The organism is Bradyrhizobium uaiense (genome assembly GCF_010811875.1).
GTDB lineage: Bacteria > Pseudomonadota > Alphaproteobacteria > Rhizobiales > Xanthobacteraceae > Bradyrhizobium > Bradyrhizobium uaiense.
This window is the reverse complement of sequence record NZ_VKHP01000153.1, coordinates 1-22916: the sequence shown is the minus strand read 5'-3', so window position 1 is coordinate 22916 and position 22916 is coordinate 1. Positions and strand designations below refer to the sequence as shown.

Below are 22916 nucleotides of genomic sequence, written 5' to 3'. Positions count from 1 at the left end.
ATACGCCTCAAATCGCTTCTCGCTCGTCTTCGTGCCACGCCCGCTCATGTCGGCCTCATCGGCTAATGGTCCATGCTGCAACCATCATTGATTCTAGCCGGCGGTTTTGTGACTCAGTCAGACTAGCAGGCTGTTGAAGAAGTCTTGAACGACGTGCGACGAATGGGATGTTGTCGCCGTTGAGGAGGCAGATCTCGCCTTCGAGTGAGCCGTCATCCTTTAGTTCGGCCCAGCCGTCACCCTCGGCTGGTTCCATTTCGTCGTTTCCCTGCCAGCCAAACTCGACGGCATCGCCGTGGCAGGCTCCATGAATGGAGCCTGTGAGGCAATCGAAGGCGAACTCACCGCCGTCCTTATCGAACAGGATGTAGGCGCCGGCCACGGCCATGTCGTAGCCCGGGGTCTCGACGACGCGCCATCTGCCCCGGATGCTCATGCCGATGATGCCAGAAGCTTGGGCAGCCGGATCAGATTGTAGGCCGCAAGCGCCAGGACGAAGACGGCATCCACGCGGCCGCGGCCTCGCAGCTTGACCTTGGCCAAGCCAGCGGAACTCTTGATCCAGCTGAAGACTTCATCGATGCGTTTGCGGCAGCGTTGGCTAATGTCGTAGCCGCTGTGACGCGTGGTACGCGCGTCGATCGCCGTCTTGCGCCGCTTTCCGGTCTTACTCAGGTGCCCGTCGATCGCGATATGCGGGGTAACTAATCTATCTCTGAGCTCGTGCACGAACTGCGTGACGTCATAGGCCTTGTCGGCCCCTAGTGTGATCCGTTTCGTGCACCCGCGCGCATCGATCATGGCAAGCGCGATCTCCCGTTCGGCGGTGCCCGTCGCTTGGCTGACCCCGCCCAAAACCGCTAAACTATTGCGGTTCTCCATCAGCGCATGGCCTATGTAGCTCAGCTTGGCCGGCTGGCCGTCACCCTTCTTGTAGAGCCGGGCCTCGGGATCGGTCGTGCTCGCATGGGTCTCATTCGATCGCTTCTCCTTGTGGAAGCTGCGCTCGGCATTGCGTCCCGGACCATCCTTGTCTTTGTCGCTGCCATCCTTCCTCCGGAAGCTCTTGATCGAAGCCCAGGCTTCAATCAGCGTGCCATCCACCGAGAAGTGATCGCTCGATAGCAGACGCTTGACCTTCGGCTGCGCCAAAAGCGCGTTCAGGAACTTGGCCGCAATCTCGCCCTCAAGCAGCCGATCGCGGTTCTTCGAGAAGGTTGAATGGTCCCAAACCGCATCATCCACCCCAAGCCCGACGAACCAGCGGAACAGAAGATCGAACTCCATCCGTTCCATCAAATGCCGCTCCGAGCGAACCCCATAGAACGCTTGCAGGAGCATCGCCCGAAGCAGCTTCTCCGGTGCGATCGAGGGGCGACCGAAGTCCGTATAGAGCTTGCCGAACTCCCCAGAAAGATCACTCAGCGCTGCATTCGCCAAGTCCCGGATCACCCGTAACGGGTGGTCCACGCGAACCCGAGCCTCCAAGTCCACATAACTGAACAGCGAGCCGCAACGTTCGTCACTCCCCCGCATCGCGCCCCAAGATAAAAATCCGATCCCAGAGAATCACGATCCGAAACGCTCCGCCACCAACTTCTTCAACAGCCTGCTAGAGCGCGGAGGCGTACCGGCGCGGCGCGATCCTTCGCGCCGAGTGGCAGCTTTCGCAACGTCGACGGCGGCATCCTGCCCACTACAACCGGCATGTCCGTTTTTCCTTACTTGCACCGTACGGCCGACCTTTCGATCGGCGCGATGACGTCCGCTTTGGCCTTCTGGCCGACGGCGTCCGAGCGAAGCCGTTCTTTCCCATGCTCAGGCTTGACCGAAGTAAGAAATTTCTTCAATTTTGGCATGCCAAATACCAGTGCCGCGCGAGCCCGCGCTTAATGACTTCGGCACGACGAGGAAAACCGGGGAGGGAACACCAATGGCCAATTTTGGCATGTCGCGCAGGGAGTTGCTGGTCGGGTCCATGCTCACGGCGGTCGCTGCGGCGGCGCCGAGGCCGCTCTGGGCCCTCGACAATACGGGCGCGCTGGCGCGATCGAAGACGGGAATGGTGACGAGCCCGCACGAGCTCGCAACGCAGGCGGGGCTCGAGGTGCTGCGCAAGGGCGGCAATGCGATCGAGGCCGTCATCGCCATCGGCGCCACGCTTTGCGTGACCTATCCGCATTTCAGCGGCCTGGGCGGCGACAGCTTCATGGTGATCAGCGACCGCAAGGGAAATGTCCGGACGCTCTCCGGCGCAGGTCAGGCCGCTCTCAACCTTCCGAACTACAGCGGCTCGATCCCGATCCGGGGACCGGGCTCGGCGCTGACCGCGGCCACGACCGTCGACGTCTGGGACCAGGCATTCGATTTCAGCCGCAAGTCCTGGGCGGGGAAACAGAGCTGGCGTCGTTGTTCGCGCGGCCGATCGAATACGCCAGCAAGGGATTCCCGGTCACGCCGTCGCAGCGCTTCTGGCAGGACATGGAAGCGAAGAGCTTGAAGGACTGGTCTGATATCCAGCGCATCTTCATGGCCGCGGGCCGGATGCCTGAGATCGGTGAGCCTCTGATCCAACCCGAACTCGCGAGATCGCTGGAGATGCTGGCCGCAAATGGCGGGCGCGATTTCTATGAAGGAAAGCTCGCCGCACGCGTTGCGGCCGGACTGAAACAGATCGGCTCACCACTGACCGCCGACGACCTGGCGCGCTGCCGCGCTCGCGACGAGATGCCGTTGCGTGTCGGCTATCGCGGCGGAGAACTGCTCGGGCTACGCCCGCCGACGCAAGGTCTCACGACGCTCGAGATCATGGGTATCCTCGACCGCTTCGAGCTCGCGAAATATCCGGAAGGCAGCGCCGACTACTATCACCTCCTGGTCGAAGCGGTGAAGCAGGCCTTTATCGACCGCAGCCGCTACATCGGCGATCCGGAATTCGTCGACGTTCCGGTCAATCAGCTGCTTTCGGCGAGCTACCTCGACGCACGCGCGAAGGCGATCAGCCTCGAGAAGGCGATGCCGTGGCCGCACGTGTTCAAGAAGGGCGACACGGTCTACCTCGCGGCGACCGATCGAGACGGCAATTGCGTCAGCATGCTGCAAACCGTCTACTACGATTGGGGAAGCGGCATGGTCGCCGGCGACACCGGCATCCTCTGGCACAACCGCGGTGCCTCGTTCAGTCTCGACCCGGCCAGCCCCAACTTCCTCAAGCCGGGCAAGCGGCCGTTCCACACGCTCAATCCGGGAATCTATCTCAAGAGCGGCCGGCCGCATCTGCTGTACGGCACGCAGGGGGCCGACGGCCAGCCGCATACGCTTGCGGCGGTGCTGACAAGGTTGATCGACTACAATATGGATCCGCTCACCGCGTTGTCGCGGCCGCGCTTCCTGCTTGGCAAGACGTTCTCCGACTCGCGCGACAGCCTGAAGCTGGAGAAGGATGCCGGTGAAGAGGTCTTCAAGGCGCTCGCCGAGCGCGGCCACGAAATGAGTCCGATTCCAGCCCAGAGCCCGCTCGCGGGGCATCCGGGCGCAATCCGGATCGACGCCGACGGAAGCATCACCGGCGCGCACGATCCGCGCAGCGACGGACGCGCCCTCGGGCTGTCGTAAGACGAGGTGTCGCCGGCGGCGATCGTTGCGCTTTCGATCTGGGAGGAATGGATCAATCTGCTCGTCGGATGCTGGCTGATCGCCTCACCATGGCTGCTTGGCTTCACGCACACCCGCGCGATGCATTTTAGCATCGCCGCGGGTGCGGTGGTCGCATTCATGGCGCTGCTCGAGCTGTGGCTCGAGTACGAGAAGGCGCATCTCGGACAGGCTGCATCGCAGGCAGCCGAAAGGCATTAGGACCTGCCGGCCGCGAGGAGATGCTAGCAGCCGCGGCAGATGCCCCTGATCTTGCGATCGACGATCGCATCTTCCTGATCGATGATCTGCTGCGACGTCGATGTCGCTGCGGGAATGTCGGCGGTGCGCGGTTGGCGATGGCCGACCGGCGCTAGCCACGGCCGCGTCGCCGTTTCGTTTGATGCATAGGCGTTGGGCTCCTGGACCGTCGGCTGTGCGAAGCAAGAGCTCGCCGTTGCCGCCGACAGGATTGCTGCCAGGCTCAGTCCTTTGCCAAGCCGTTGGCCCATTCGTCGAAGATCGATCATGAGAATCTCCATGCCGTCATCGCCGCGTTTGCGCGCGGCCTTGATGAAATGGAGTGCCTCGGTCGTCCCGGTATTCCCCGATCCGCCTGATGTAATGAAGCGCTCGCGGTTAGGTGATCGTGCGTGATGAAATAATTTTGCAGCGTTGACGCTCCTTGATCACAGGAGCCGAGATTGGTCGGCTTCACCCATCGTGCGGAGAAATCCTATGACCAAATTGACCTTCGCCGCGCTTGCGCTGGTTGCGGCAGCTGCGTATTCGGCTCAGGCGTCTGCCGCCGGCAGCAATGCTGCGGCGCGGCGCGCTCATGCTTCGATGACGATGACGACACCGGTCAGCAGCAAGACGACCGATTGCGTGCGCGCGCCGAACGTCGGATCGTTCGCAACCGCACCATTCACCGAACCGCCCTGCATGCCCGGCACGATGCGCTGACCACACGCTGCGGAAAGCCCCGGATCTTGGGTCCGGGGTTTCCCGGGCATGTGGGTCGTCGGGATGCGACCGGAATTGAGCGTGACCCGCGTCACAGGCAGGCCGGCGTGATCGTGCGAGGACTGCGGCGTCGGAGCCGGCGCATGGTGCCGGGCCCGAGCTCAAGGAGACGTCGCATGACACGCAAATCGCTTGTTGCTTTCGCTGCCGTTGTCGCGTTCGGCGTGACTGCACTGGGCTCCGCACAGGCGGGCGGACTTCACATGGCGCCGCCGAAGAATGTCGGCGCGAAACTGCCCCCGGGCGGTTCGGGCGGCCCGCATCGCCAGCCGGTCGATCCGCCGCCCTATCTCGGAACTGACTACAGTGGTGACAGTGCGGGCGGCAGCGGCGGCGGGTATTTGGGCGACCCCAATCATCCCGGCCACGAGCAATTCTGAAAAAGCAAATGGCCCCGAACCAGGTTCGGGGCCGCGGTCTGCTGGTGGATCGGATCCGGAGACTACTCGGGCTTGCCGATCGTCACGGCGAGCTTGCCGACGCCGTCGACACCGCATTCGATCTTGTCGCCGGGTTGCAGCTGCGAGACGCCGGCGGGCGTGCCGGTCATGATGATGTCGCCGGCGGCGAGCTTCACCTGCTGCGACAGCTGCCAGATGATTTCAGGCACGTTCCAGATCAGCTCGGTGAGGTCGCCCTTCTGCGCTTCCTTGCCGTTGACGGTGAGCCAGATCTTGCCCGCGGTCGGATGACCGATCTTCGAGGCCGGCTGGATCGCGGAGCAGGGCGCGGAATAGTCGAACGACTTGCCGACCTCCCAGGGCCGCTCCTTCTTGCGCGAGGCGATCTGCAGGTCGCGGCGGGTCAGGTCGATGCCGACGGCATAGCCGTAGACATGTTCCAGCGCCTTGTCGGCGGGAATGTTCAGCCCGCCGTTCTTCATCGCCACCACCAGCTCGACCTCGTGATGCAGGTCCTTGGTCAGCGGCGGATAGGGGATCGTCGCACCGTCCGGCACCAGCATGTCGGCATGCTTGCCGAAGAAGAACGGCGGCGCACGCTCGTCATTGCCCATCTCCCTGATATGCTCGAGATAGTTGCGGCCGACGCACCAGATGCGGCGGACCGGATAGGCGCCGGATTCGCCGACGACGGGAAGCGAGGGCTGCGGGGGAAGCGGAATGACGTAGGAAGCGGCGTTCATGAACGGGTCCCGGAGGGTTGAAGGAGGGAGCGCGGGCCGTGTTTACGCGGTTACGGCGCTGGCGGCTAGGGGCTGCGGCTGCACCCGGCGCAGAGGTGAGGCCAGCTTTCCGCTGAGCGCAGCCGCCTTTGGCCTGCGAGAGCGGTGATGCCGACGCGGAAATGGCTTTCGATCGGCCTTGCGCTGATTGCCGCGGTCTCGTTCGCCTCCGCTGTTCGCTTTTTCGTGGTCACCCCGGAACGGATCGACCGGGGGCAGAACAAGGTCCAGCGCGTGCCCCTGGATATCACGCCCGCGGCGCGGGCCTTGCAGGCGACGCTCGATGTGGCGGACATGCACGCGGACAGCCTGTTGTGGAAGCGCGATTTGATCGCACGATCCGATCGTGGCCACATCGATCTGCCGCGTCTGATCGAGGGGCGGTACGCGCTGCAGGTGTTCTCGTCGGTCACCAAGTCGCCCAAGGGCCAGAACTATGATGCCAACGCCGGCGACACCGACACGATCACGAACCTCGCCATCATCGATCTGCAGCCAATGCGGACCTGGTCCTCGTTGATGCAGCGTTCGCTATGGCATGCCGAGAAACTGCACGGCTTCGCCGACAAGTCCGCCGGACGGCTTCGCGTCATCACGACGCCGGCCGACATCGATCGGCTGCTCGCCGATCGCAAGAACGGCATCACCGTGGTTGGTGGAATGCTCTCGATCGAGGGCCTGCAGGATATCGAGGGAGACATCGGCAATCTCGACGTGCTCTATGCCGCCGGATTCAGAATGGCCGGTCTCGCGCACTTCTTCGACAACGACATCGCAGGCTCGATGCACGGTGTGGCAAAGGACGGACTGACGCCGCTCGGCCGGCAGGTCGTGCAGCGGATGGAAGCGATCGGGATGATCGTCGACCTTGCTCATGCGAGCCACGCGGCGGTCGCCGACGTGCTGGCGATGGCGACGCGTCCGGTGGTCTCGAGCCATGGTGGCGTTCAGGCGACCTGCAAGGTCAACCGCAACCTCACCGACGACGAGGTCAGGGGTGTCGCACGGACCGGCGGCGTGGTCGGCATCGGCTTCTGGCAAGGCGCTGTCTGCTCGCTCGATCCGAAGAATGTCGCGCGGGCGATTGCGCATGTCCGCGACCTGGTCGGGATCGACCATGTCGGCCTCGGCTCGGATTTCGACGGCTCGACCACCACGGGCTTCGATGCGAGCGACATCGTCGCCGTGACCCAGGCGCTGATGTCGAACGGGTTCTCCGAGGACGACATCCGCAAGGTCATGGGCGGCAACGTCCTGCGCGTGCTGCGCGCAGGCATTGCCGCCAAGGACGAGCAGGGATGACGAGCCTTAGCCGGTGGCGCTGATCGGCGCCAGCGCCAGCGGCGACGGGTCGTGGTGGTGCTGCAGGCGGAAGAACGAGGCATAGCGGCCGCCGCGGCGCAGCAGCTCCTCGTGACGCCCGCGCTCGACGATGGCGCCGCCCTCGACCACCAGGATCGCATCGGCATGCATGATGGTGTGCAGGCGGTGCGCGATCACGATCGTGGTGCGGCCCTGGCAGAGATGCTCGATCGCTTCCTGCACCTGCTTCTCGGACTCCGAGTCGAGCGCGGCAGTCGCCTCGTCGAGCAGGATGACCGGCGCGTTCTTGATCAGCGCGCGGGCGACCGCGATGCGCTGGCGCTGTCCGCCGGACAGTTGCGTGCCGTGCTCGCCGACCGGCGTGTCATAGCCGAGCGGGAAGCTCATGATGAAGTCGTGCGCGCAGGCGGCCTTGGCGGCGTCGATGATCTCGGCTTCGGTGGCACCTTGCTTGCCGAAGGCGATGTTGGCGCGAATGGTGTCGCGGAACAGATAGACGTCCTGGCCGACATAGGCGGTCTGCCGGCGCAGCGACCTGCGCGAGACCGACAGGATCGACTGTCCGTCGATCAGGATGTCGCCCACGCGCGTCTCGTAGAAGCGCAGCAGCAGTGCGAGCACAGTCGACTTGCCGCCGCCGGAGGGGCCGACCAGTGCGGTCACCTTGCCGGGTTCGGCTGTGAAGCTCATGCGGTCAAGCACCGGCTCGCTGGGCCGGTAGCCGAAGCTGACGTCGCGCAGTTCGATCCGCGCATCGGTGAGCTTGAGTGCCGGCTTGTCGTCGTCGGCCTGTTCGCTCGCCGGGCTGTCGACGACCTCGAGCAGCATCCGCGCGCCGACCAGCTGGCTGTTGAGGTCGATGTTGAGCCGCGCCAGGCGCTTGGCCGGCTCGGTCGCCATCAGGAAGGCGGTCAGGAACGTGAAGAACTGGCCCGGCGTGGAACCGAGCGCCACCACGCTGTAGCCGCCATAGAGCAGGCAGCCGGCGACCGCGAAGCCGCCGAGCATCTCCATCAGCGGGTTGGAGCGGTTGGCGACATGCGCCATCTTGTTGGCGTTGCGCTCGACTATCGCGATGTTCTCGTCGATGCGCTGCTGCATGGTATCTTCCAGCGTGAACGCCTTCACGGTGCGGATGCCTTGCAGCGATTCCTGCATCGTCTCCATGATGTCGGCGGTGCCGGTGAACTGGTTGTAGGCGAGGCCCTTGATCCGTTTCACCAGCTTGCGCAGCACCAGCATCGCCGGCGGCACCGCCACGAGCCCGATGAATGACATCAGCGGGTCCTGCCAGACCATCACGGCGACCATGCTGATCAGCATCAGGAAGTCGCGGCCGATCGCATTGACCAGCATGTTGAGCACGTCGGTGATCGACTTGGCGCCGGCCGTGAGCCGCGCCAGGAATTCCGAGGAATGCCGCTGCGAGAAGAAGCCGATGCTTTCGCTCATCAGCTTGGCGAACAATTGCCGCTGGTTCCGCGCCAGGATGGCGTTGCTGATCTTCGACAGGATCACCATGTGGCCGTAGGTCGCCACGCCCTTGATGAACAGCAGCAGGACCGTGATCCCGGCGAACATCGCGATGCCGGGGATGTTCTTGTCGACATAGGCCTGGTTGATCACCTGGCCGAGCACGTAAGTGGCGCCGGCCGTCGAGCCGGCCGCAACGGCCATCAGGGCGAACGCCGTCAGATAGCGCCGCCAGTAGGTGATCCCCTGTTCCGTGACCAGGCGGCGAATCAGGATCGCCGCGCCATAGGGATCGTCGGTAATTTTCTTTGGAAACTGAGCCATCCGCGTTCCATTGACGGCGGGCAGCGCCGGCCATCAGGGTTGCGGACCTCCTTGCCCGCTTGGCGGGGCTTTTTCAAGTATAATAACGGCGTGATAACGGCTTGATTTTTAGGCCGATTCTGCCTGTCGCGCCGGAGTCTCGCGCTCCCGGAACAGCTTCTCCTCCCAGGCCAGCGCGTGGCTCGCGATGATCTCGAGATCATCGTAACGCGGCGTCCAGTCGAGCAGCGAGCGGATCCGCCTGGTATCGGCCACCATGGTCATGATGTCGCCGGGCCGGCGCGCGGCGTAGGCGACTGCGAAATTGCGCATCGAGACCCGGCGGACTGCCTCGATTGTCTCGAGCACGGAATAGCCGCGGCCGTAACCGCAGTTCATCGTCACCGATTGCCCGCCGGCACGCAGATAGGACAGCGCCGCGCGATGCGCCTCGACCAGGTCGCTGACATGGATGAAGTCGCGCACGCAGCTGCCGTCCTGGGTCGGATAGTCGGTGCCGAACACGTCGATCTTGGCGCGCTGGCCGGTCGCGGCCTCGACCGCGATCTTGAGCAGATGGGTGGCGCCGATGGTGGAAAGGCCGACACGGCCTTTCGGGTCGGCGCCGGCGACGTTGAAGTAGCGCAGCACGACGTAGCTCATGCCATGAGCGGAGGCGACGTCGTGCAGCATGATCTCGGTCATCAGCTTCGACGAGCCGTAGGGCGACAGCGGACGCGTCGGTGCGATCTCCGGCACGGGCACCTGGTCCGGATTGCCGTAGACGGCCGCGGTCGAGGAGAAGATGAAGCGGCTGACGCCGCCCTTCACGGCAGCATTGAGCAGGCTGCGCGTCGTCATGGTGTTGTTGCGGTAGTAGCCAAGCGGATCGCGCATCGAGTCCGGCACCACGACAGAACCTGCGAAATGGATGATGCTGTCGATACCGTGCTGTGCGATCACGCCCTCGACCAGGTTCTCGTCGCCGGCATCGCCGATGAACAGTGGAACACCTTCGGGCAGGAACGCCGAGAAGCCGGTGGAGAGATTATCGATCACGACGACGCTCTCGCCGGCGTCGACCAGCGCATGAACCATGTGACTTCCGATATAGCCGGCACCGCCGGTCACGAGCACGGTCATGGTGAGAGCTCTCCCGATATCTTCAACTGGCGATGCTAGCGGGAGTGCGGTGAAGAGGGGGTTTCGCCGCGGCCGAACTGGCCACTATGCTTAATGTTGCGTATAGGAACTGGCGCGAAACGGAGACTTGCGTGCCGATCGAGAACACACCTGCCGGCGAGCTTGAGCTCATCGTGCCCAACCTGCACCGACGCTATTCGGGTGTCACAGCGACCAATCGCATGGTCGCGCCGAAGCTTGCAAAGATGTTTCGCGCAGGCTGGCTCGGCTCTCATCGGCCCGACGGCATCGATGCGCTTGGATTTGCCGACCTCATGCGTCTGTGGCGACGCGCGCGGCCTGTGATCTGGCACGCGCGTCGCAATGACGAGATGATCGCAGGCCTTCTGCTGCGCACGCTCGGCTGGCCGTTGAAACTGCTCTTCACCTCAGCCGCGCAGCGCCATCACACCTGGCTGACCCGCTGGCTGATCAGCACCATGGATGCGATCATCGCGACCAGCCCGCTGTCGGCCTCGTATCTGAAGCGCGAGGCAACGGTCGTGATGCATGGCGTCGACACCGATTGTTATGCGCCGCCGGCCGAACGCGCCGCGGCGTTTGCCGAGAGCGGATTGCCGGGGCGTTATGCGATCGGCTGCTTCGGTCGGGTGCGTGCGCAGAAGGGCAGCGACGTCTTCGTCGAGGCGATGTGCAGGTTGTTGCCGCGCTATCCAGATTTCACGGCCGTCATTGTCGGCGCCGTGGTGCCGGAGCAACTGGCCTTTGCCAACGAGCTGAAACGGAAGATCGAGGCCGCCGGGCTGCAATCGCGCGTTGTCATCACCGGTGAATTGCCGATCGAGGATGTCGTGCGCTGGTACCAGCGGCTGACGATCTATGCCTTCACCTCGCGCAACGAAGGTTTTGGCCTGACCTTGATCGAGGCGATGTCGGCAGGCGCGGCGCTGGTGGCGGCGCGCGCGGGGGCGGCCGAGTTCGTCGTCGAGGACGGTGTCACCGGCGTGCTGACGCCGCCCGGCGACGCCGACGCGCTGGTGGCTGCGCTCGAGCCGTTGATGCGTGATCCGGCATCGGCCTTCTCGATGGGGGCGCGGGCACGGCAACGAGTTGTGGATAAGTTCAGCCTCGATGCCGAGGCCAACGCGATCGCTTCGGTCTATCGCGCGTTGATCTGAGCCAGCACGCGCTGCGCGATCTCCACGACCTCTTCGGGGGCGATGTCGCGCATGCAGCGATGGTCGTTCATGGTGCAGACCGTGCGTTGGCACGGCTGGCACGACAGCTTGCTCCTGGTCTGTCGCACCGTCGCGGCGAGGCCGTTGAGGGGCGCCCAGAGATAGGGATCGGTCGGGCCGAAGATGCCCATGGTCGGGGTGCCGATCGCGGCTGCGATGTGCATCAGCCCGGAGTCGTTGGTAATGGCGACGCTGGCCGCGGCCATCGCCAGCGCGCCGTTGCGCAAATCGGTGCCGGTGAGATCACGGACCGGGGCGCCGCCGATTGCTGTGATCTCCTGCGCCAGCGCCTTCTCGCCGGGGCCGCCGACCACCCAGACGTCGAAGCCGCGTTCGGCGAACAGCCGCGCGGCCTCCGGATAGTAGGTCCATCGTTTGGAGGCACCGACCGAGCCGGGGCCGAGCGCGATCGCGGGACCCGTGCCGAGGCCGTTGACCTGCCGCCAGCGCGCGATCTCGTCTGCCGGAACCCGAAGCTGCGGCACCGGCCATTCCGGCGGGCGGGCGGCGCCGTCAGGCAGCGCCAGAATGGCGTTCTTGTCGATGAAGCGCGGCTGCTGTTTTTCGCCCCATCGCATCGCGTTGATCAGGCCGAACCGCGCTTCGCCGAAGAAGCCGACCCGCTCGGGGATGCCCGCCAGCGCCGGCGCAAGGGCCGCCTTCCAGGTGCGTGGCAGGACCAGCGCGGTGGCGTAGGCCCTCGCCCGAAGCTCCGCCGCGAGCGCGCGCTGCCGGCTGATTGCCAGCCGGCTGCGCGGCAAGTCGGACACGATCCCGGCCCGGACCCCAGGCATGTAGTCGACCAGAGGGGCGCATTGGCGGGTGGTCAGAAGGTCGACCGGCCGGTTCGGCCAGCGCTTGCGCAGCACCCGGACCACGGTGTGGCCGCGCACGAAATCGCCGATCCAAACATAGGGCACGACGAGGATAGGTCTGGTATCCTCCGCATCCTGCGTTTCGATATCAGGTATTGAATCAATATTCATTTCTAAATAGGCCAAGGCCGGGTCGGGCGCGCCAAGTCGGTAACCGGTTCGCGATAAGAGGTAAAGCCGTCGTTGCCTGTGGCGCTGGACTGGGGCAAAGCTGGCGGCTGCAAAGGAATCTGGCGGGATTTCATCATGTTTCTGGTAACCGGGGGCGCCGGTTTTATCGGATCGAACGTCGTGGCCGCGTTGAATGACGCCGGGCGCAGTGACGTTGCGGTCTGTGACGTTCTTGGGGACGACGGCAAGTGGCGGAACCTGGCCAAGCGCCAGATCGCCGATTTTGTGCCGCCGGCCGAGGTGATTGCCTGGCTGCAGGGCCGTCGGCTGGATGCCATCCTCCATCTTGGCGCCATCTCGTCGACCACCGCGACCGACGGCGATGCGGTCATGGAAGCCAATTTCAGGACGCCGCTGCGCCTCCTCGACTGGTGCACCGCGACCGCAACCCCGCTGATCTATGCTTCGTCGGCCGCCACCTATGGCGACGGTGACCAGGGCTTCGACGACGATGGTTCGGTGGACGCGTTGAAGCGCCTGCGGCCGATGAACCTCTATGGCTGGAGCAAGAACCTGTTCGATCTCGCCGTAGCCGAGCGTGCGGCGAGGGGTGAGCGGCTGCCGCCGCAATGGGCGGGACTGAAATTCTTCAACGTGTTCGGCCCCAATGAATATCACAAGGGCTCGATGATGAGCGTGCTGGCACGCCGCTTCGACGACATCAAAGCGGGCCGCGTCGTGCAGCTGTTCAAGTCGCATCGCGAGGGGATCGCCGACGGCGACCAGCGTCGCGACTTCATCTATGTCGATGACGTCGTGCGGGTGATGATCTGGCTAATCGCGACGCCGCAGGTCTCCGGACTGTTCAATGTCGGCACCGGCAAGGCGCGCAGCTTCAAGGACCTGATCGTCTCGGCTTATGGTGCGCTCGGCCGGGAGCCGAACATCCAGTATGTCGACATGCCCGAGCAGATTCGCGGCAGTTACCAATACTTCACCGAGAGCGTTGTCGATCGTCTCGCGCGCGCCGGATACAATGGCGGCTTTACCCGCCTGGAAGACGCGGTCGAGGCCTATGTGAAGGGCTTCCTCGATCGCGCGGATCGCTATCGCTAGAGCGGATGACGGTGACTGATGTTCGATTTTGAAGCGATCTCGCGTGCAATGTCCGGCCAGACCGTGCTCTGCGTCGGCGATCTCATGCTCGACGAGTTCGTGTATGGCGAAGTGTCGCGAATCTCGCCGGAGGCGCCGGCGCCGGTGATCGCGGTCAGGCGCAGCGAGATCAATATCGGCGGCGCCGGCAACGTCGCGCGCAATATCGCCTCGCTCGGCGGACGCTGCATCTTCGTCGGCCTGATCGGCGAGGATGCTGCCGGCACTGTTTTGACCGAGGCGCTGGCGAAGGAGGCCGGCATCGAGACCGTGCTGGTGCGCGACGCCGCGCGTCCGACCACGCGCAAGGTGCGCTTCGTCTCCGAACAGTTCTCGACCCACATGCTGCGGTCCGATTGGGAGCTTGCCGCGCCGGCTGCGGCCGCCGTCGAGCAGCAGCTGATCGATGCCATTCTGCCGCGTCTTGCGCAGGCCGACATCGTGCTGCTGTCGGACTACGCCAAGGGCGTGCTCACCGCGCGGGTGATCCGCAACGTGATCGACGCCGCGCGCCAGGCGGGCAAGCGCGTGATCGTCGATCCCAAGAGCGCCAATCTCGCGATCTATCGCGGCGCGACCGTGTTGACGCCGAACCGCAAGGAATTCGCCGAGGCGACCCGCAGCCGCGCCGACAGTCAGGACAGCATTGCGCAGGCCGCACCCGATGCGATGTATCTCGCGGATTGCGAGGCGATGCTGGTGACGCAGGGCGAGCGCGGCATGACGCTGGTCACGCGGGACGGCGGCTCGATCCATGTGCCGGCGCTGCCGGTCAAGGTGCGTGACGTCTCCGGTGCCGGCGATACCGTTGCCGCGGCGCTGGCGCTGGCGCTGGCGGGCGGTGCCGACTGGGAAGGCGCGCTGCGGATCGCGAGCGCCGCCGCGGCGGTTGCGGTCGGCAAGACCGGCACCGCGATCGTCAGGTCAGCCGAGTTGCGGCGAAGGATCCTGCCGCATGCGTCGCTGGCGGCCGAGGAGAAGATCGTCGCGGCCGGCGGCGATATCGATGCATACCTCGAGGAATGGCGCAGGCAGGATCTGCGGATCGGCTTCACCAACGGCTGCTTCGACATCCTGCATCCCGGTCACGTCAAGGTGCTGACCGCCGCGCGCAGCACCTGTGACCGCCTGATCGTCGGATTGAACAGCGACGCCTCGGTGAAGCGGCTGAAGGGCGAGGGGCGCCCGGTGCAGAACGAGCGCGCGCGCGCCGAGGTGCTGGCGGCGTTGGAAGCCGTCGACCTCGTCGCGATCTTCGAGGAGAACACGCCGATCGAGCTGATCACGAAGGTGCGGCCGAGCGTGCTGGTCAAGGGCGGCGACTATACCCGCGAGCAGGTGGTCGGCCACGAGATCGTCGAGGCTGCCGGCGGCGAGGTGGTGCTGGTCGAGATCCTGCCCGGCCACAGCACGACGTCGCTGGTTGCCCGGGCCCGTGAGGGTCAAGCGTGAGCGCGAGCATGGCATCCCCGGCAGGCGCCGCGGCGTGTCCGGCCTGGCGCGATCCGGCGCGCTGGCAGATCACGACCGATGTGGTCGCGGTCCTGATTGCGCTGTCGTTGCCGTGGTCGACCTCGCTGGTCGGTATCTTCGGCGTGTTGTTGCTGATCTCGATCGCGCCGACGGTCGACCTGAAGGCGTTCTGGGCGCTGCTGAAGCGGCCGATCTGTGTGGCGCCGATTGCGCTGTTTTGCCTCGCGCTTGTCGGCACGCTCTGGTCGGACGCCGCTTGGGGCGCGAGATTGTACGCGGTCGGGCCGACCGCAAAGCTCCTGGTGCTTCCGGTCCTGCTCTATCATTTTCAGCGCTCGACCCGCGGCAACTGGGTGTTCGTGGCCTTCCTCGTCTCATGCACGCTGTTGATGCTGATGTCGTGGCTGGTGCTTGCCTATCCCCACCTCGCGCTGCGGGCGCCCGGCCCTGGCGAGCAGGGCGTGTTCGTCAAGAACTACATCGACCAGAGTCAGGAGTTCACCTTGTGCGCGGTCGCGCTGGCCTATCCGATCGTGATGCTGCTGCGGGCAAAGCGCGTCCTGCTGGCCGTCCTGCTGATCGCGATTGCGCTCAGCCTGTTCGCCAACATGGCGCTGGTGGTGGTGTCGCGGACCGCGTTGGTCACTGTTCCGATCATGTTTGCGGTATTTGCGCTGCTGCATCTGCGCTGGCGCAGCATCGTGCTGATCCTTTGCGCGGCCGCCGCGTTGTCCGTGGTGGCGTGGTATGGATCGTCGCCGCTGCGCCGGACGGCCGAGTCGTTCCAGCGCGACTACAGGCTCTACATGGAACGCAACGAGCCGACGTCGCTCGGCTTGCGGCTTGAATTCTGGCGCAAGTCGCTCGGCTTCTTTGCCGAGGCCCCGGTCGTCGGCCACGGCACCGGATCGACGCGGGGCCTGTTCGAGCGCGTCGCGACCGGCGGTGTGACCCAGGCCTCAGGCGAGGTGATTGGAAACCCCCACAATCAAACGTTGAACGTTGCCGTGCAGTGGGGCATTGTCGGTGTAGCGATCCTGTACGCGATGTGGTTACTGCACCTGTTGCTGTTCCGCGGCGACGGTCTCGTGAACTGGATCGGACTTCTCGTCGTGGTACAGAATATTACTAGTTCGTTGTTTAATTCACACATCTTCGATTTTCACGAAGGCTGGATGTATGTGCTGGGCGTCGGGGTCGCGGGCGGCATGGTGCTGAAGGGGCAATTGGGGACCGATATGGAACCCGAACCTCCCGTTCATCGATGATCGCTGGCAAGGGCTCCACAGATACGCTATCAGCCTGCCAATGTCCCATCGCGAACTCCCAGTTGCCCGTAACCCGTCCGTTAGATGACGCGCCTTTCACAATTCACCCTGCGCAACTTCCTGATTTTGCTGCATGACGCGCTCGCGACGACGTTTGCGTTGCTGGCGAGCTTTTATCTGCGTTTCGAGGGCAGCCTCCTTACCGATCGACTGCCGCATTTGCTGCGTATTCTGCCCTGGTTCGTGCTATTCAGCATTGTGGTCAGCTACTTCTCCAATCTGACCACGGCAAAATGGCGCTTCACCTCGCTGCCGGACGCGGTGAATATCCTGCGGGTCGCAGCGGTGCTGACGCTGGCGCTGGTCGTGCTGGACTACGTCTACTTCTTCGCGGGCGCGAATTCGCCAAGTCCGGTATTCCTCGGCCGGGTCACGATCATCCTTTTCTTCTTCCTGGAGGTGTTCGCGCTGAGCGCGTTGCGCCTCGGCTACCGCTACTTCCGCTATTCGCGCACGCGCCTGCATGCCCGGTCCGACAACGCCGCGCCGGCCCTGCTGGTCGGACGCACGGCCGACGCGGAGGTTGTGCTGCGCGGCATCGAGAACGGCGCCATCAAGCGGCTCTGGCCGGTCGGCGTGCTCTCGCCGTCGATTGCGGACCGCGGCCAGATGATCCGCAACATTCCCGTGCTCGGCGGCGTCGATGACATCGAGGCCGTGATTCGCGATTTCGAGAGCCGGCAGCGGCCGATCAAGCGCGTAGTCATGACACCTTCGGCCTTCGAGCCGGAAGCGCATCCGGAAAGCCTGCTGATGCGCGCCAAGCGGCTTGGTCTGATGGTCAGTCGCCTGCCGTCGCTGGAGGGCGGCGATGCGCCGCGGCTCACCAATGTCGCGGTCGAGGACCTGCTGCTGCGCCCGAGCCAGAAGATCGACTACGCGCGGCTCGAGACACTGGTGAAGGGCAAGTCCGTCATCGTGACCGGCGGCGGCGGCTCGATCGGCGCGGAAATCTGCGAGCGGGTCGCGACCTTCGGCGCGGCGCGCCTCCTCGTCGTGGAGAACTCGGAGCCGGCGCTGTATGCCGTCACCGAAGCGCTGTCCGCGCGCGACACCGGCCCCGAGATCGAGGGCCGGATCGCCGACATCAGGGATCGCGAGCGCATCACGCGCCTGATGAGCGAGTTCAAGCCCGACATCGTGTTCCATGCCGCGGCGCTCAAGCATGTGCCGATCCTGGAGCGTGACTGGAGCGAAGGGGTCAAGACCAACATCTTCGGCTCGGTGAACGTGGCCGACGCCGCGCGCGCCGCGGGCGCCAGCGCGATGGTGATGATCTCGACCGACAAGGCGATCGAGCCGGTATCGATGCTCGGCCTGACCAAGCGTTTTGCGGAGATGTATTGCCAGGCGCTGGACCACGACCTGATGACCGAGGCAAGGGGCAAGCCGCATATGCGGTTGATCTCGGTGCGGTTCGGCAACGTGCTGGCGTCCAACGGCTCCGTGGTGCCGAAATTCAAGGCCCAGATCGAGGCCGGCGGACCGATCACGGTGACCCATCCCGACATGGTTCGCTACTTCATGACGATCCGCGAAGCCTGCGATCTCGTGATCACCGCAGCGACGCACGCGGTGACGCCGGCGCGGCCCGACGTCTCGGTCTATGTGCTGAACATGGGCCAACCGGTGAAGATCGTCGATCTCGCCGAGCGGATGATCCGTCTGTCGGGCCTGCAACCCGGCGTCGACGTCGAGATCGTGTTCAGCGGGATCCGCCCCGGCGAGCGGCTCAACGAGATCCTGTTCGCAAGCCAGGAGCCGACGCTCGAAATCGGCGTCGCCGGCGTCATGGCGGCCAAGCCGAACCAGCCGCCGATGTCGACGCTGCGCAAATGGCTTGCAGCGCTGGAGGATGCGATCGAGAGGGATGACCGCGTGACCATCCGCGCAGTGCTTCAGGACGCTGTGCCCGAGTTCGGATCGAATGCCGCCTGACCGCGCCGTCCTGCGGACGATGAGACAGGTCCGTTTCGAAAGCCATTGATGCCGCATTCTCGAAAAGTCGTAGTCGTCAGCCAGCACTATCCGCCGGACCACAGCACGACTGCGGCGATCATGTCCGCGATCGCCGAACGGATCGCGCAGGAGGCGGACGTGATGGTGGTCTCCGGAATGCCGGGGTCGGCGCGGGCGCCTGCGCCCGGGCGACCCGTCGTCGTCGAGATCAGGAACTGGTTGCCGGGAAAGGCGGCGCTGATTAAGCGCGCGCTGGCCGAGGCGCTGTTCACCGGCCGGATCTTCTTTTCGCTGCTGTCGCGACTACAGCGCGGCGACGTGGCGCTGACGGTGACTGCGCCCTTTGCGCTCCCGTATGCGGTGGCCGCCGCAGCAAGGTTGAAGGGGGCGAAGTCGGCGCTGATCCTGCACGACCTGTTTCCCGACGTGCTGGTCATGGCCGGGCTGCTGCGGCCGTCCTCGCTGGTTGCGCGGGCGATGCGCGCGATCAACGCGCTGATGTTCCGTGCGCTGAACATCGTCATCGTCATCGGCCGCGACGCCGAGAAGCTGCTGCTGCGCTATGGCGGAATGACCCAGGACAAGATCAGGTTCATTCCGAATTGGGCCACGCTTTCGGCCGGAAGCCGTCCCGTCAGCCCGGACAATCCGTTTCGCAAGGCCATCGCCGCCCCGTTCGTCGTCGGCCTGTCCGGCAATCTCGGCTTCACCCACGATCCGGACATCGTCTTTAACGCAGCGCGGCTGTTGCAGAACGAGAACGACATCCATTTCCTGCTCTCGGGCTGGGGCATGGGCTTCGCGCGGCTGAAGGACATGCAGGCCGAGGCGCAGCTCGGCAATGTCACGCTTGTCGACCGCGTTGCGGACGGCGAACTGGATGCGCTTCTTTCCAGCGCAGATGTCTGGCTCATTCCCTATCGCAAGGACGTCGCCGGGGTGTCGGTGCCGAGCCGGTTCTATAATCTGCTTGCGGCCGGCCGGCCCGTCATCCTGGTCTCCGAGCCGGAGGCCGAGGCGGCGCTTACCGTGAGCGAAAACGGGTTGGGCTGGGTCGTCACACCGGGAAGGCCCGATCAGCTCGCCGACGCCATCCGCCTAGCGTCGCGATCGCAGGATGCCGCGATGGCCGAACGCGCCGTCGCGACCGCGCGGACCTTCAGTCCGGAGCGAGCGCTTGCGAGCTACGCCGCGCTGGTTGCGGAGCTGTTATCCAATCGCGAAGCGGAGCGAACGGCATGAGTGATGGTCGCCGGACGGTACTGGTGACGGGTGCCAGCGGCTTTGTCGGCCGCCATGTGGTGCCGGAGCTCGTGCGCAACGGCTGGGTGGTGCGGCGCGCGGTGCGAACCCCGCCGCAAGATGCCAACGACGTGATGATCGATTCGCTGAGTCCCGCCACCGATTGGCGCGCCGCGCTCGACGGCGTGGACGCCGTCGTTCATCTTGCGGCCCGCGTTCACCAGCAGTCCGACGAGCAGTCGATCGAACTCTACCGCAACGTCAACAACGAAGGCACACTGCATCTGGCGCGCTCCGCGGTCGCAGCCGGCATTCGGGATTTCATTTTCGTCAGCACGATCCTGGTGCACGGGCGCAGCAACTACGGGCGTCCTCCGTTTCGCGAGGACGATGTGCTGACACCCCGCGGCCTCTACGGAAATTCCAAGGCGGCAGCCGAGGTTGGCTTGAAGGACATCGCGCCGGGCAGCGGCATGAGAGTGACCGTCATCCGGCCGCCGTTGATCTACGGCGCCGGTGCGAAGGGAAATTTTGCCTTGCTCAAGCGCGCGGTGATCAATCGCATGCCGCTGCCGCTGGCTTATGTGAAGAACCGCCGCGCGTTCCTGTCGGCGGAAAACCTGGCGTCGTTTATCCTGTACCGGCTGTCGCAGCCGGGAAGTGAATACGACGTGTTTCTGGTGGCCGACCGCGAGCAGGTCTCGACGCGGGAGTTCGTCGAGCGCCTTGCCCGCGCCGCAGAAACCTCGCCGCGCCTGTTCTGGCTGCCGCCATCGCTCCTGAAGGTGTCGCTCACGATCGGCGGCCGCAGGGAAGCCTATGACAGCCTGTTCGCGTCACTCGAACTGGATCTGTCCAAGGTCACAAGCACCGGATGGCAACAGCCGATCAGCCTCGATGAAGGACTGAAGCGTGCGCTGCGTCGAACGGACGTCTGATCAGAGCGGCCGCGAGAACCGGCGCAGCTGCCAGGCGACAGCGAGCACGCCGGCCAGCAGCAGCGCGATGTCCGCGGTGAGCGAATTGAGGGCGACCGAGGCGAATGCGAGCAGCGCCAGCATCACGTTCAGCCCAAAGACCTCGCCGACGACACGCCACACCGTGAATCCGTTGTCGGTCGCGCGCTGATAGAAATGCGAGCGATGCGCGGCCCAGAATGGCTCGCGCCGCGCCACGCGCCGGAACAGCGTGACCGTCGCATCCATCAGATAGTACAGCGGCAGCAGCAGCGCGGCGGCGAATTGCTGATGCAAGGCAAGCTCGAGCAGGCACCAGCCGAGCAGCAGGCCGATCGGCAGGCTGCCGACGTCGCCGAGGAATATCTTTGCCACCGGCCGGTTGAACGGCGCGAAGCCGAGCAGCGCGCCGCACAGCGCTGCCGCGACCAGCGCGGGCGCAGCCGGCACATGGCCGAAACTGCCGAGCAGGGCGACCGCCACCGTGATCGGCACGGCCTCGGCCGCCGTCATCAGGTCGAGCCCGTCCATGAAGTTGACGAGGTTGACGAACCAGAGGCCTGCAAACAGCAGCAGGCCGCGTTCGAGCCAGAGCGGGCAGGCCGGAACCAGTCTGAGATCGCCGGGCGCCGAGAACACCACGGCCGCAACGGCGGCTGCCTGCAGCAACAGCCGGAAGACGACGGGCAGGGAACGGATGTCGTCGGCAAAGCCCACCACCGCGATGAACAGGCAGGCCGCGAACACGATGAATGGTACGGTCAGGTCCGGCGATCCGGCGAGAGCGACGACGAGCCCGCCCGCCAGCAGCGTGGCTGCGATGACCGCGATGCCGCCGCCCTGCGGCGTTGGAATGCGGTGCGACGAGCGCGCATTCGGCTTCGCCAGCGCCACACGCAGCAGCAGAGGGCGCGTCGCCCGGATCAGGACGGCTGAGATCGATGCGGCGAGGACCGCTGCGATCAACGACAGGAGTATCTCGAAAGCGCTCATTCTGGTCTGATCATTGCGATCCCGGGACTTCGATCGGCTGGGCGCCCTTGGCGGCCTTTTCCGGGCTCAGGATCCACACCAGGCCGCCAAACACGCCGACCACGAACGACACCGCGCCGAACAGCAGCGAGATGTTGACGCCCTCATTCGCGATCAATCCGGCGTAGCCGAAGGCCAGCGCCATGGTGGCTTCGCGCACTCCCCAGCCCGCGATCGAGATCGGCATCATCGTGATCAGCATCACCGGGGGCAACAACTGGAAGATCTGCCCGAAGGTGACGGGGGCCGTGATCGACTTCACGACGCACCAGCCGATCACGACGGTCACCACGTGAATGGCGATCGAAAGGGTTGCGACCCTGAACCCATGCTCGCGGCTGAACAACACCCGGTTCGCGATGACCGCGCAGGCGTGGATGTGATGCGTTGCCCACCATTGCTTCAGCCATGGCCAGGGCAACAGGCCGATCAGCAGGAAACCAAAGCCGGCCGCGAGTGCGGCGAGGTCGAGCAGCAGCAATGCCGTCCAGCCGTGGGAATCGGAAATCAGCTGATAGCTCCAGGGCAGGGTGGCGGCGATGACGACGGCCAGAGCGATCAGTCCGACCGCGCGGTCGACGAAGATCGAATAGGTGGCCGCGCGCCAGCCTGCACCGGCGCGCGCGACCAGCCAAAGCCGCACGGCGTCGCCGCCGATCGAGGACGGCAGGGTCTGGTTGAAGAAGGTGCCGATGACGTTGAAGCGCATCGCCTGGGCGGTCTCCAGCGGAGCGCCGCACTCGACGCTGATCTCGCGCCAACGCAGCACCCCGAGGAAGATCTGCAGGAAGGTGACCGCGATCGCGAGGCCGAGCCAGCCCAGGCTCTCGACCTGGATGCGGGAGGCCAGGTCGTACAGATTGACCTTGCGCAGCGACAGGTACAGCAGCGCAGCCGAGATCAGGATCTTGACGGTCGAAAGCAGGATTCGGCGCATTTCGGTTCGCGCTGCCAGGTTTCAGGATGTGTCAAAAACAGCGCAAAACGCTTTCGCGCGCCCAAATTCGCCGCCTTGGTATGGTTTCCGCATCGATCTGGCAATACCCGTACTGGTCCCTATTGCGGCAGGCGCGAGGGGGCGGCTAAAGAGGCCGGAGCGGGGACGCCCCGCCGCTCACCGGGAATTTACAAAAACCGGTAAAATCCGACCAGACGCGTGGGGGCGCGTGACTGCTCGGATCGTGCTTCCCAGGTAACGGGGCTACCGGCCGTGGCGGCCGGGCCCATTTGGTGTGCCGTCCGCGGATGGACGACAGGACTTGAGGCATCGATGGATCGACGAATTATTCCCCTGATCATGTGCGGCGGCGCAGGCACGCGGCTTTGGCCGGCGTCACGCGAAGTGCATCCGAAGCAGTTCCTGTCGCTGTTCGGGGCGCGCTCGACCTTCCAGGAGACGCTGCTGCGGGTCTCCGACGCCGGCCTGTTCGAACGGCCGATCGTGATCACCAACGAGGCCTATC

The 22916-nt window shown here is 64.9% G+C and carries 21 protein-coding genes and 1 pseudogene; 13 read left to right on the top strand and 9 right to left on the bottom strand.

Features of this window, described 5'->3' with window-relative positions; genetic code table 11:
* Positions 1–55 precede the first annotated feature (55 nt).
* Together FNJ47_RS29845 and FNJ47_RS29840 are read right to left on the bottom strand one after the other, a co-directional pair.
* On the bottom strand, positions 56–436 hold the full coding sequence (locus tag FNJ47_RS29845; protein ID WP_236000163.1) for a hypothetical protein: 381 nt from the start codon (positions 434–436) through the stop codon (positions 56–58).
* Positions 433–1536, bottom strand: a complete 1104-nt coding sequence (locus FNJ47_RS29840) for an IS5 family transposase (protein WP_163159541.1) — start codon at positions 1534–1536, stop codon at positions 433–435. The genes FNJ47_RS29845 and FNJ47_RS29840 overlap by 4 nt, the downstream gene beginning before the upstream one ends.
* Before the next feature lie 412 nt (positions 1537–1948).
* Here FNJ47_RS29840 and ggt point away from each other — a divergent pair.
* Both ggt and FNJ47_RS29830 read left to right on the top strand, forming a co-directional pair.
* A pseudogene (gene ggt / locus FNJ47_RS29835) lies at positions 1949–3615 on the top strand (gamma-glutamyltransferase).
* A 6-nt stretch (positions 3616–3621) separates the two neighbouring features.
* Positions 3622–3855, top strand: a complete 234-nt coding sequence (locus FNJ47_RS29830; RefSeq protein ID WP_163159540.1) for an SPW repeat domain-containing protein — start codon at positions 3622–3624, stop codon at positions 3853–3855.
* A 23-nt stretch (positions 3856–3878) separates the two neighbouring features.
* On the opposite strand, the gene FNJ47_RS29825 is transcribed toward FNJ47_RS29830, so the two are convergent.
* Entirely contained in the window at positions 3879–4163 is a 285-nt protein-coding gene (locus FNJ47_RS29825; RefSeq protein WP_236000162.1) for a hypothetical protein, read from the bottom strand.
* 208 nt (positions 4164–4371) lie between these two features.
* Here FNJ47_RS29825 and FNJ47_RS29820 point away from each other — a divergent pair, with 208 nt between their 5' ends.
* The gene (locus FNJ47_RS29820) at positions 4372–4599 is read left to right on the top strand and encodes a hypothetical protein (protein WP_163159539.1); all 228 of its coding nucleotides are present in this window, start codon (positions 4372–4374) and stop codon (positions 4597–4599) included.
* Between the two features lie 176 nt (positions 4600–4775).
* On the top strand, positions 4776–5039 hold the full coding sequence (locus FNJ47_RS29815) for a hypothetical protein (protein WP_163159538.1): 264 nt from the start codon (positions 4776–4778) through the stop codon (positions 5037–5039).
* 62 nt (positions 5040–5101) lie between these two features.
* Here FNJ47_RS29815 and FNJ47_RS29810 read toward each other — a convergent pair whose 3' ends face one another.
* Entirely contained in the window at positions 5102–5803 is a 702-nt protein-coding gene (locus tag FNJ47_RS29810) for a fumarylacetoacetate hydrolase family protein (RefSeq protein ID WP_163159537.1), read from the bottom strand.
* 147 nt (positions 5804–5950) lie between these two features.
* On the opposite strand from FNJ47_RS29810, the gene FNJ47_RS29805 reads away from it, so the two are divergent.
* Positions 5951–7144, top strand: a complete 1194-nt coding sequence (locus tag FNJ47_RS29805) for a dipeptidase (RefSeq protein WP_163159536.1) — start codon at positions 5951–5953, stop codon at positions 7142–7144.
* Positions 7145–7150: 6 nt separating this feature from the next.
* Here FNJ47_RS29805 and FNJ47_RS29800 read toward each other — a convergent pair whose 3' ends face one another.
* Both FNJ47_RS29800 and galE read right to left on the bottom strand, forming a co-directional pair.
* On the bottom strand, positions 7151–8962 hold the full coding sequence (locus tag FNJ47_RS29800; protein WP_163159535.1) for an ABC transporter ATP-binding protein: 1812 nt from the start codon (positions 8960–8962) through the stop codon (positions 7151–7153).
* A 108-nt stretch (positions 8963–9070) separates the two neighbouring features.
* A complete protein-coding gene (gene galE, locus FNJ47_RS29795) occupies positions 9071–10084 on the bottom strand; it encodes a UDP-glucose 4-epimerase GalE (RefSeq protein WP_163159534.1) in 1014 nt (337 codons plus the stop codon).
* Between the two features lie 137 nt (positions 10085–10221).
* On the opposite strand from galE, the gene FNJ47_RS29790 reads away from it, so the two are divergent.
* Positions 10222–11262 carry a glycosyltransferase gene (locus tag FNJ47_RS29790; protein WP_163159542.1) on the top strand — a complete coding sequence of 347 codons (1041 nt, stop codon included), beginning with the start codon at positions 10222–10224 and terminating at the stop codon, positions 11260–11262.
* Here FNJ47_RS29790 and waaF read toward each other — a convergent pair.
* Entirely contained in the window at positions 11244–12308 is a 1065-nt protein-coding gene (waaF, locus tag FNJ47_RS29785; RefSeq protein ID WP_163159533.1) for a lipopolysaccharide heptosyltransferase II, read from the bottom strand. The two genes, FNJ47_RS29790 and waaF, sit on opposite strands and share 19 nt — an antisense overlap.
* A 135-nt stretch (positions 12309–12443) precedes the next feature.
* Here waaF and rfaD point away from each other — a divergent pair, with 135 nt between their 5' ends.
* The 6 genes from rfaD (at position 12444) to FNJ47_RS29755 (ending at position 20403) form a co-directional block, all read left to right on the top strand.
* Positions 12444–13424, top strand: coding sequence for an ADP-glyceromanno-heptose 6-epimerase (gene rfaD / locus FNJ47_RS29780; protein ID WP_163159532.1), 981 nt, complete (start codon positions 12444–12446; stop codon positions 13422–13424).
* Positions 13425–13442: 18 nt separating this feature from the next.
* The gene (gene rfaE1, locus FNJ47_RS29775; RefSeq protein WP_163159531.1) at positions 13443–14915 is read left to right on the top strand and encodes a D-glycero-beta-D-manno-heptose-7-phosphate kinase; all 1473 of its coding nucleotides are present in this window, start codon (positions 13443–13445) and stop codon (positions 14913–14915) included.
* A gap of 8 nt (positions 14916–14923) precedes the next feature.
* Entirely contained in the window at positions 14924–16204 is a 1281-nt protein-coding gene (locus FNJ47_RS29770; protein WP_163159530.1) for an O-antigen ligase family protein, read from the top strand.
* An 84-nt stretch (positions 16205–16288) separates the two neighbouring features.
* Positions 16289–18202, top strand: coding sequence for a nucleoside-diphosphate sugar epimerase/dehydratase (locus FNJ47_RS29765; protein WP_163159529.1), 1914 nt, complete (start codon positions 16289–16291; stop codon positions 18200–18202).
* A gap of 48 nt (positions 18203–18250) precedes the next feature.
* Positions 18251–19465 carry a glycosyltransferase family 4 protein gene (locus tag FNJ47_RS29760; RefSeq protein WP_163159528.1) on the top strand — a complete coding sequence of 405 codons (1215 nt, stop codon included), beginning with the start codon at positions 18251–18253 and terminating at the stop codon, positions 19463–19465.
* Entirely contained in the window at positions 19462–20403 is a 942-nt protein-coding gene (locus tag FNJ47_RS29755) for an NAD-dependent epimerase/dehydratase family protein (protein ID WP_163159527.1), read from the top strand. The genes FNJ47_RS29760 and FNJ47_RS29755 overlap by 4 nt, the downstream gene beginning before the upstream one ends.
* On the opposite strand, the gene FNJ47_RS29750 is transcribed toward FNJ47_RS29755, so the two are convergent.
* Together FNJ47_RS29750 and FNJ47_RS29745 are read right to left on the bottom strand one after the other, a co-directional pair.
* Positions 20404–21414, bottom strand: a complete 1011-nt coding sequence (locus FNJ47_RS29750; protein WP_163159526.1) for an MraY family glycosyltransferase — start codon at positions 21412–21414, stop codon at positions 20404–20406.
* Positions 21415–21424: 10 nt separating this feature from the next.
* A complete protein-coding gene (locus FNJ47_RS29745) occupies positions 21425–22390 on the bottom strand; it encodes a lysylphosphatidylglycerol synthase transmembrane domain-containing protein (RefSeq protein ID WP_163159525.1) in 966 nt (321 codons plus the stop codon).
* Between the two features lie 333 nt (positions 22391–22723).
* Here FNJ47_RS29745 and FNJ47_RS29740 point away from each other — a divergent pair.
* A partial coding sequence (locus tag FNJ47_RS29740) for a sugar phosphate nucleotidyltransferase (RefSeq protein ID WP_249778686.1) occupies positions 22724–22916 on the top strand: 193 nt, incomplete at its 3' end.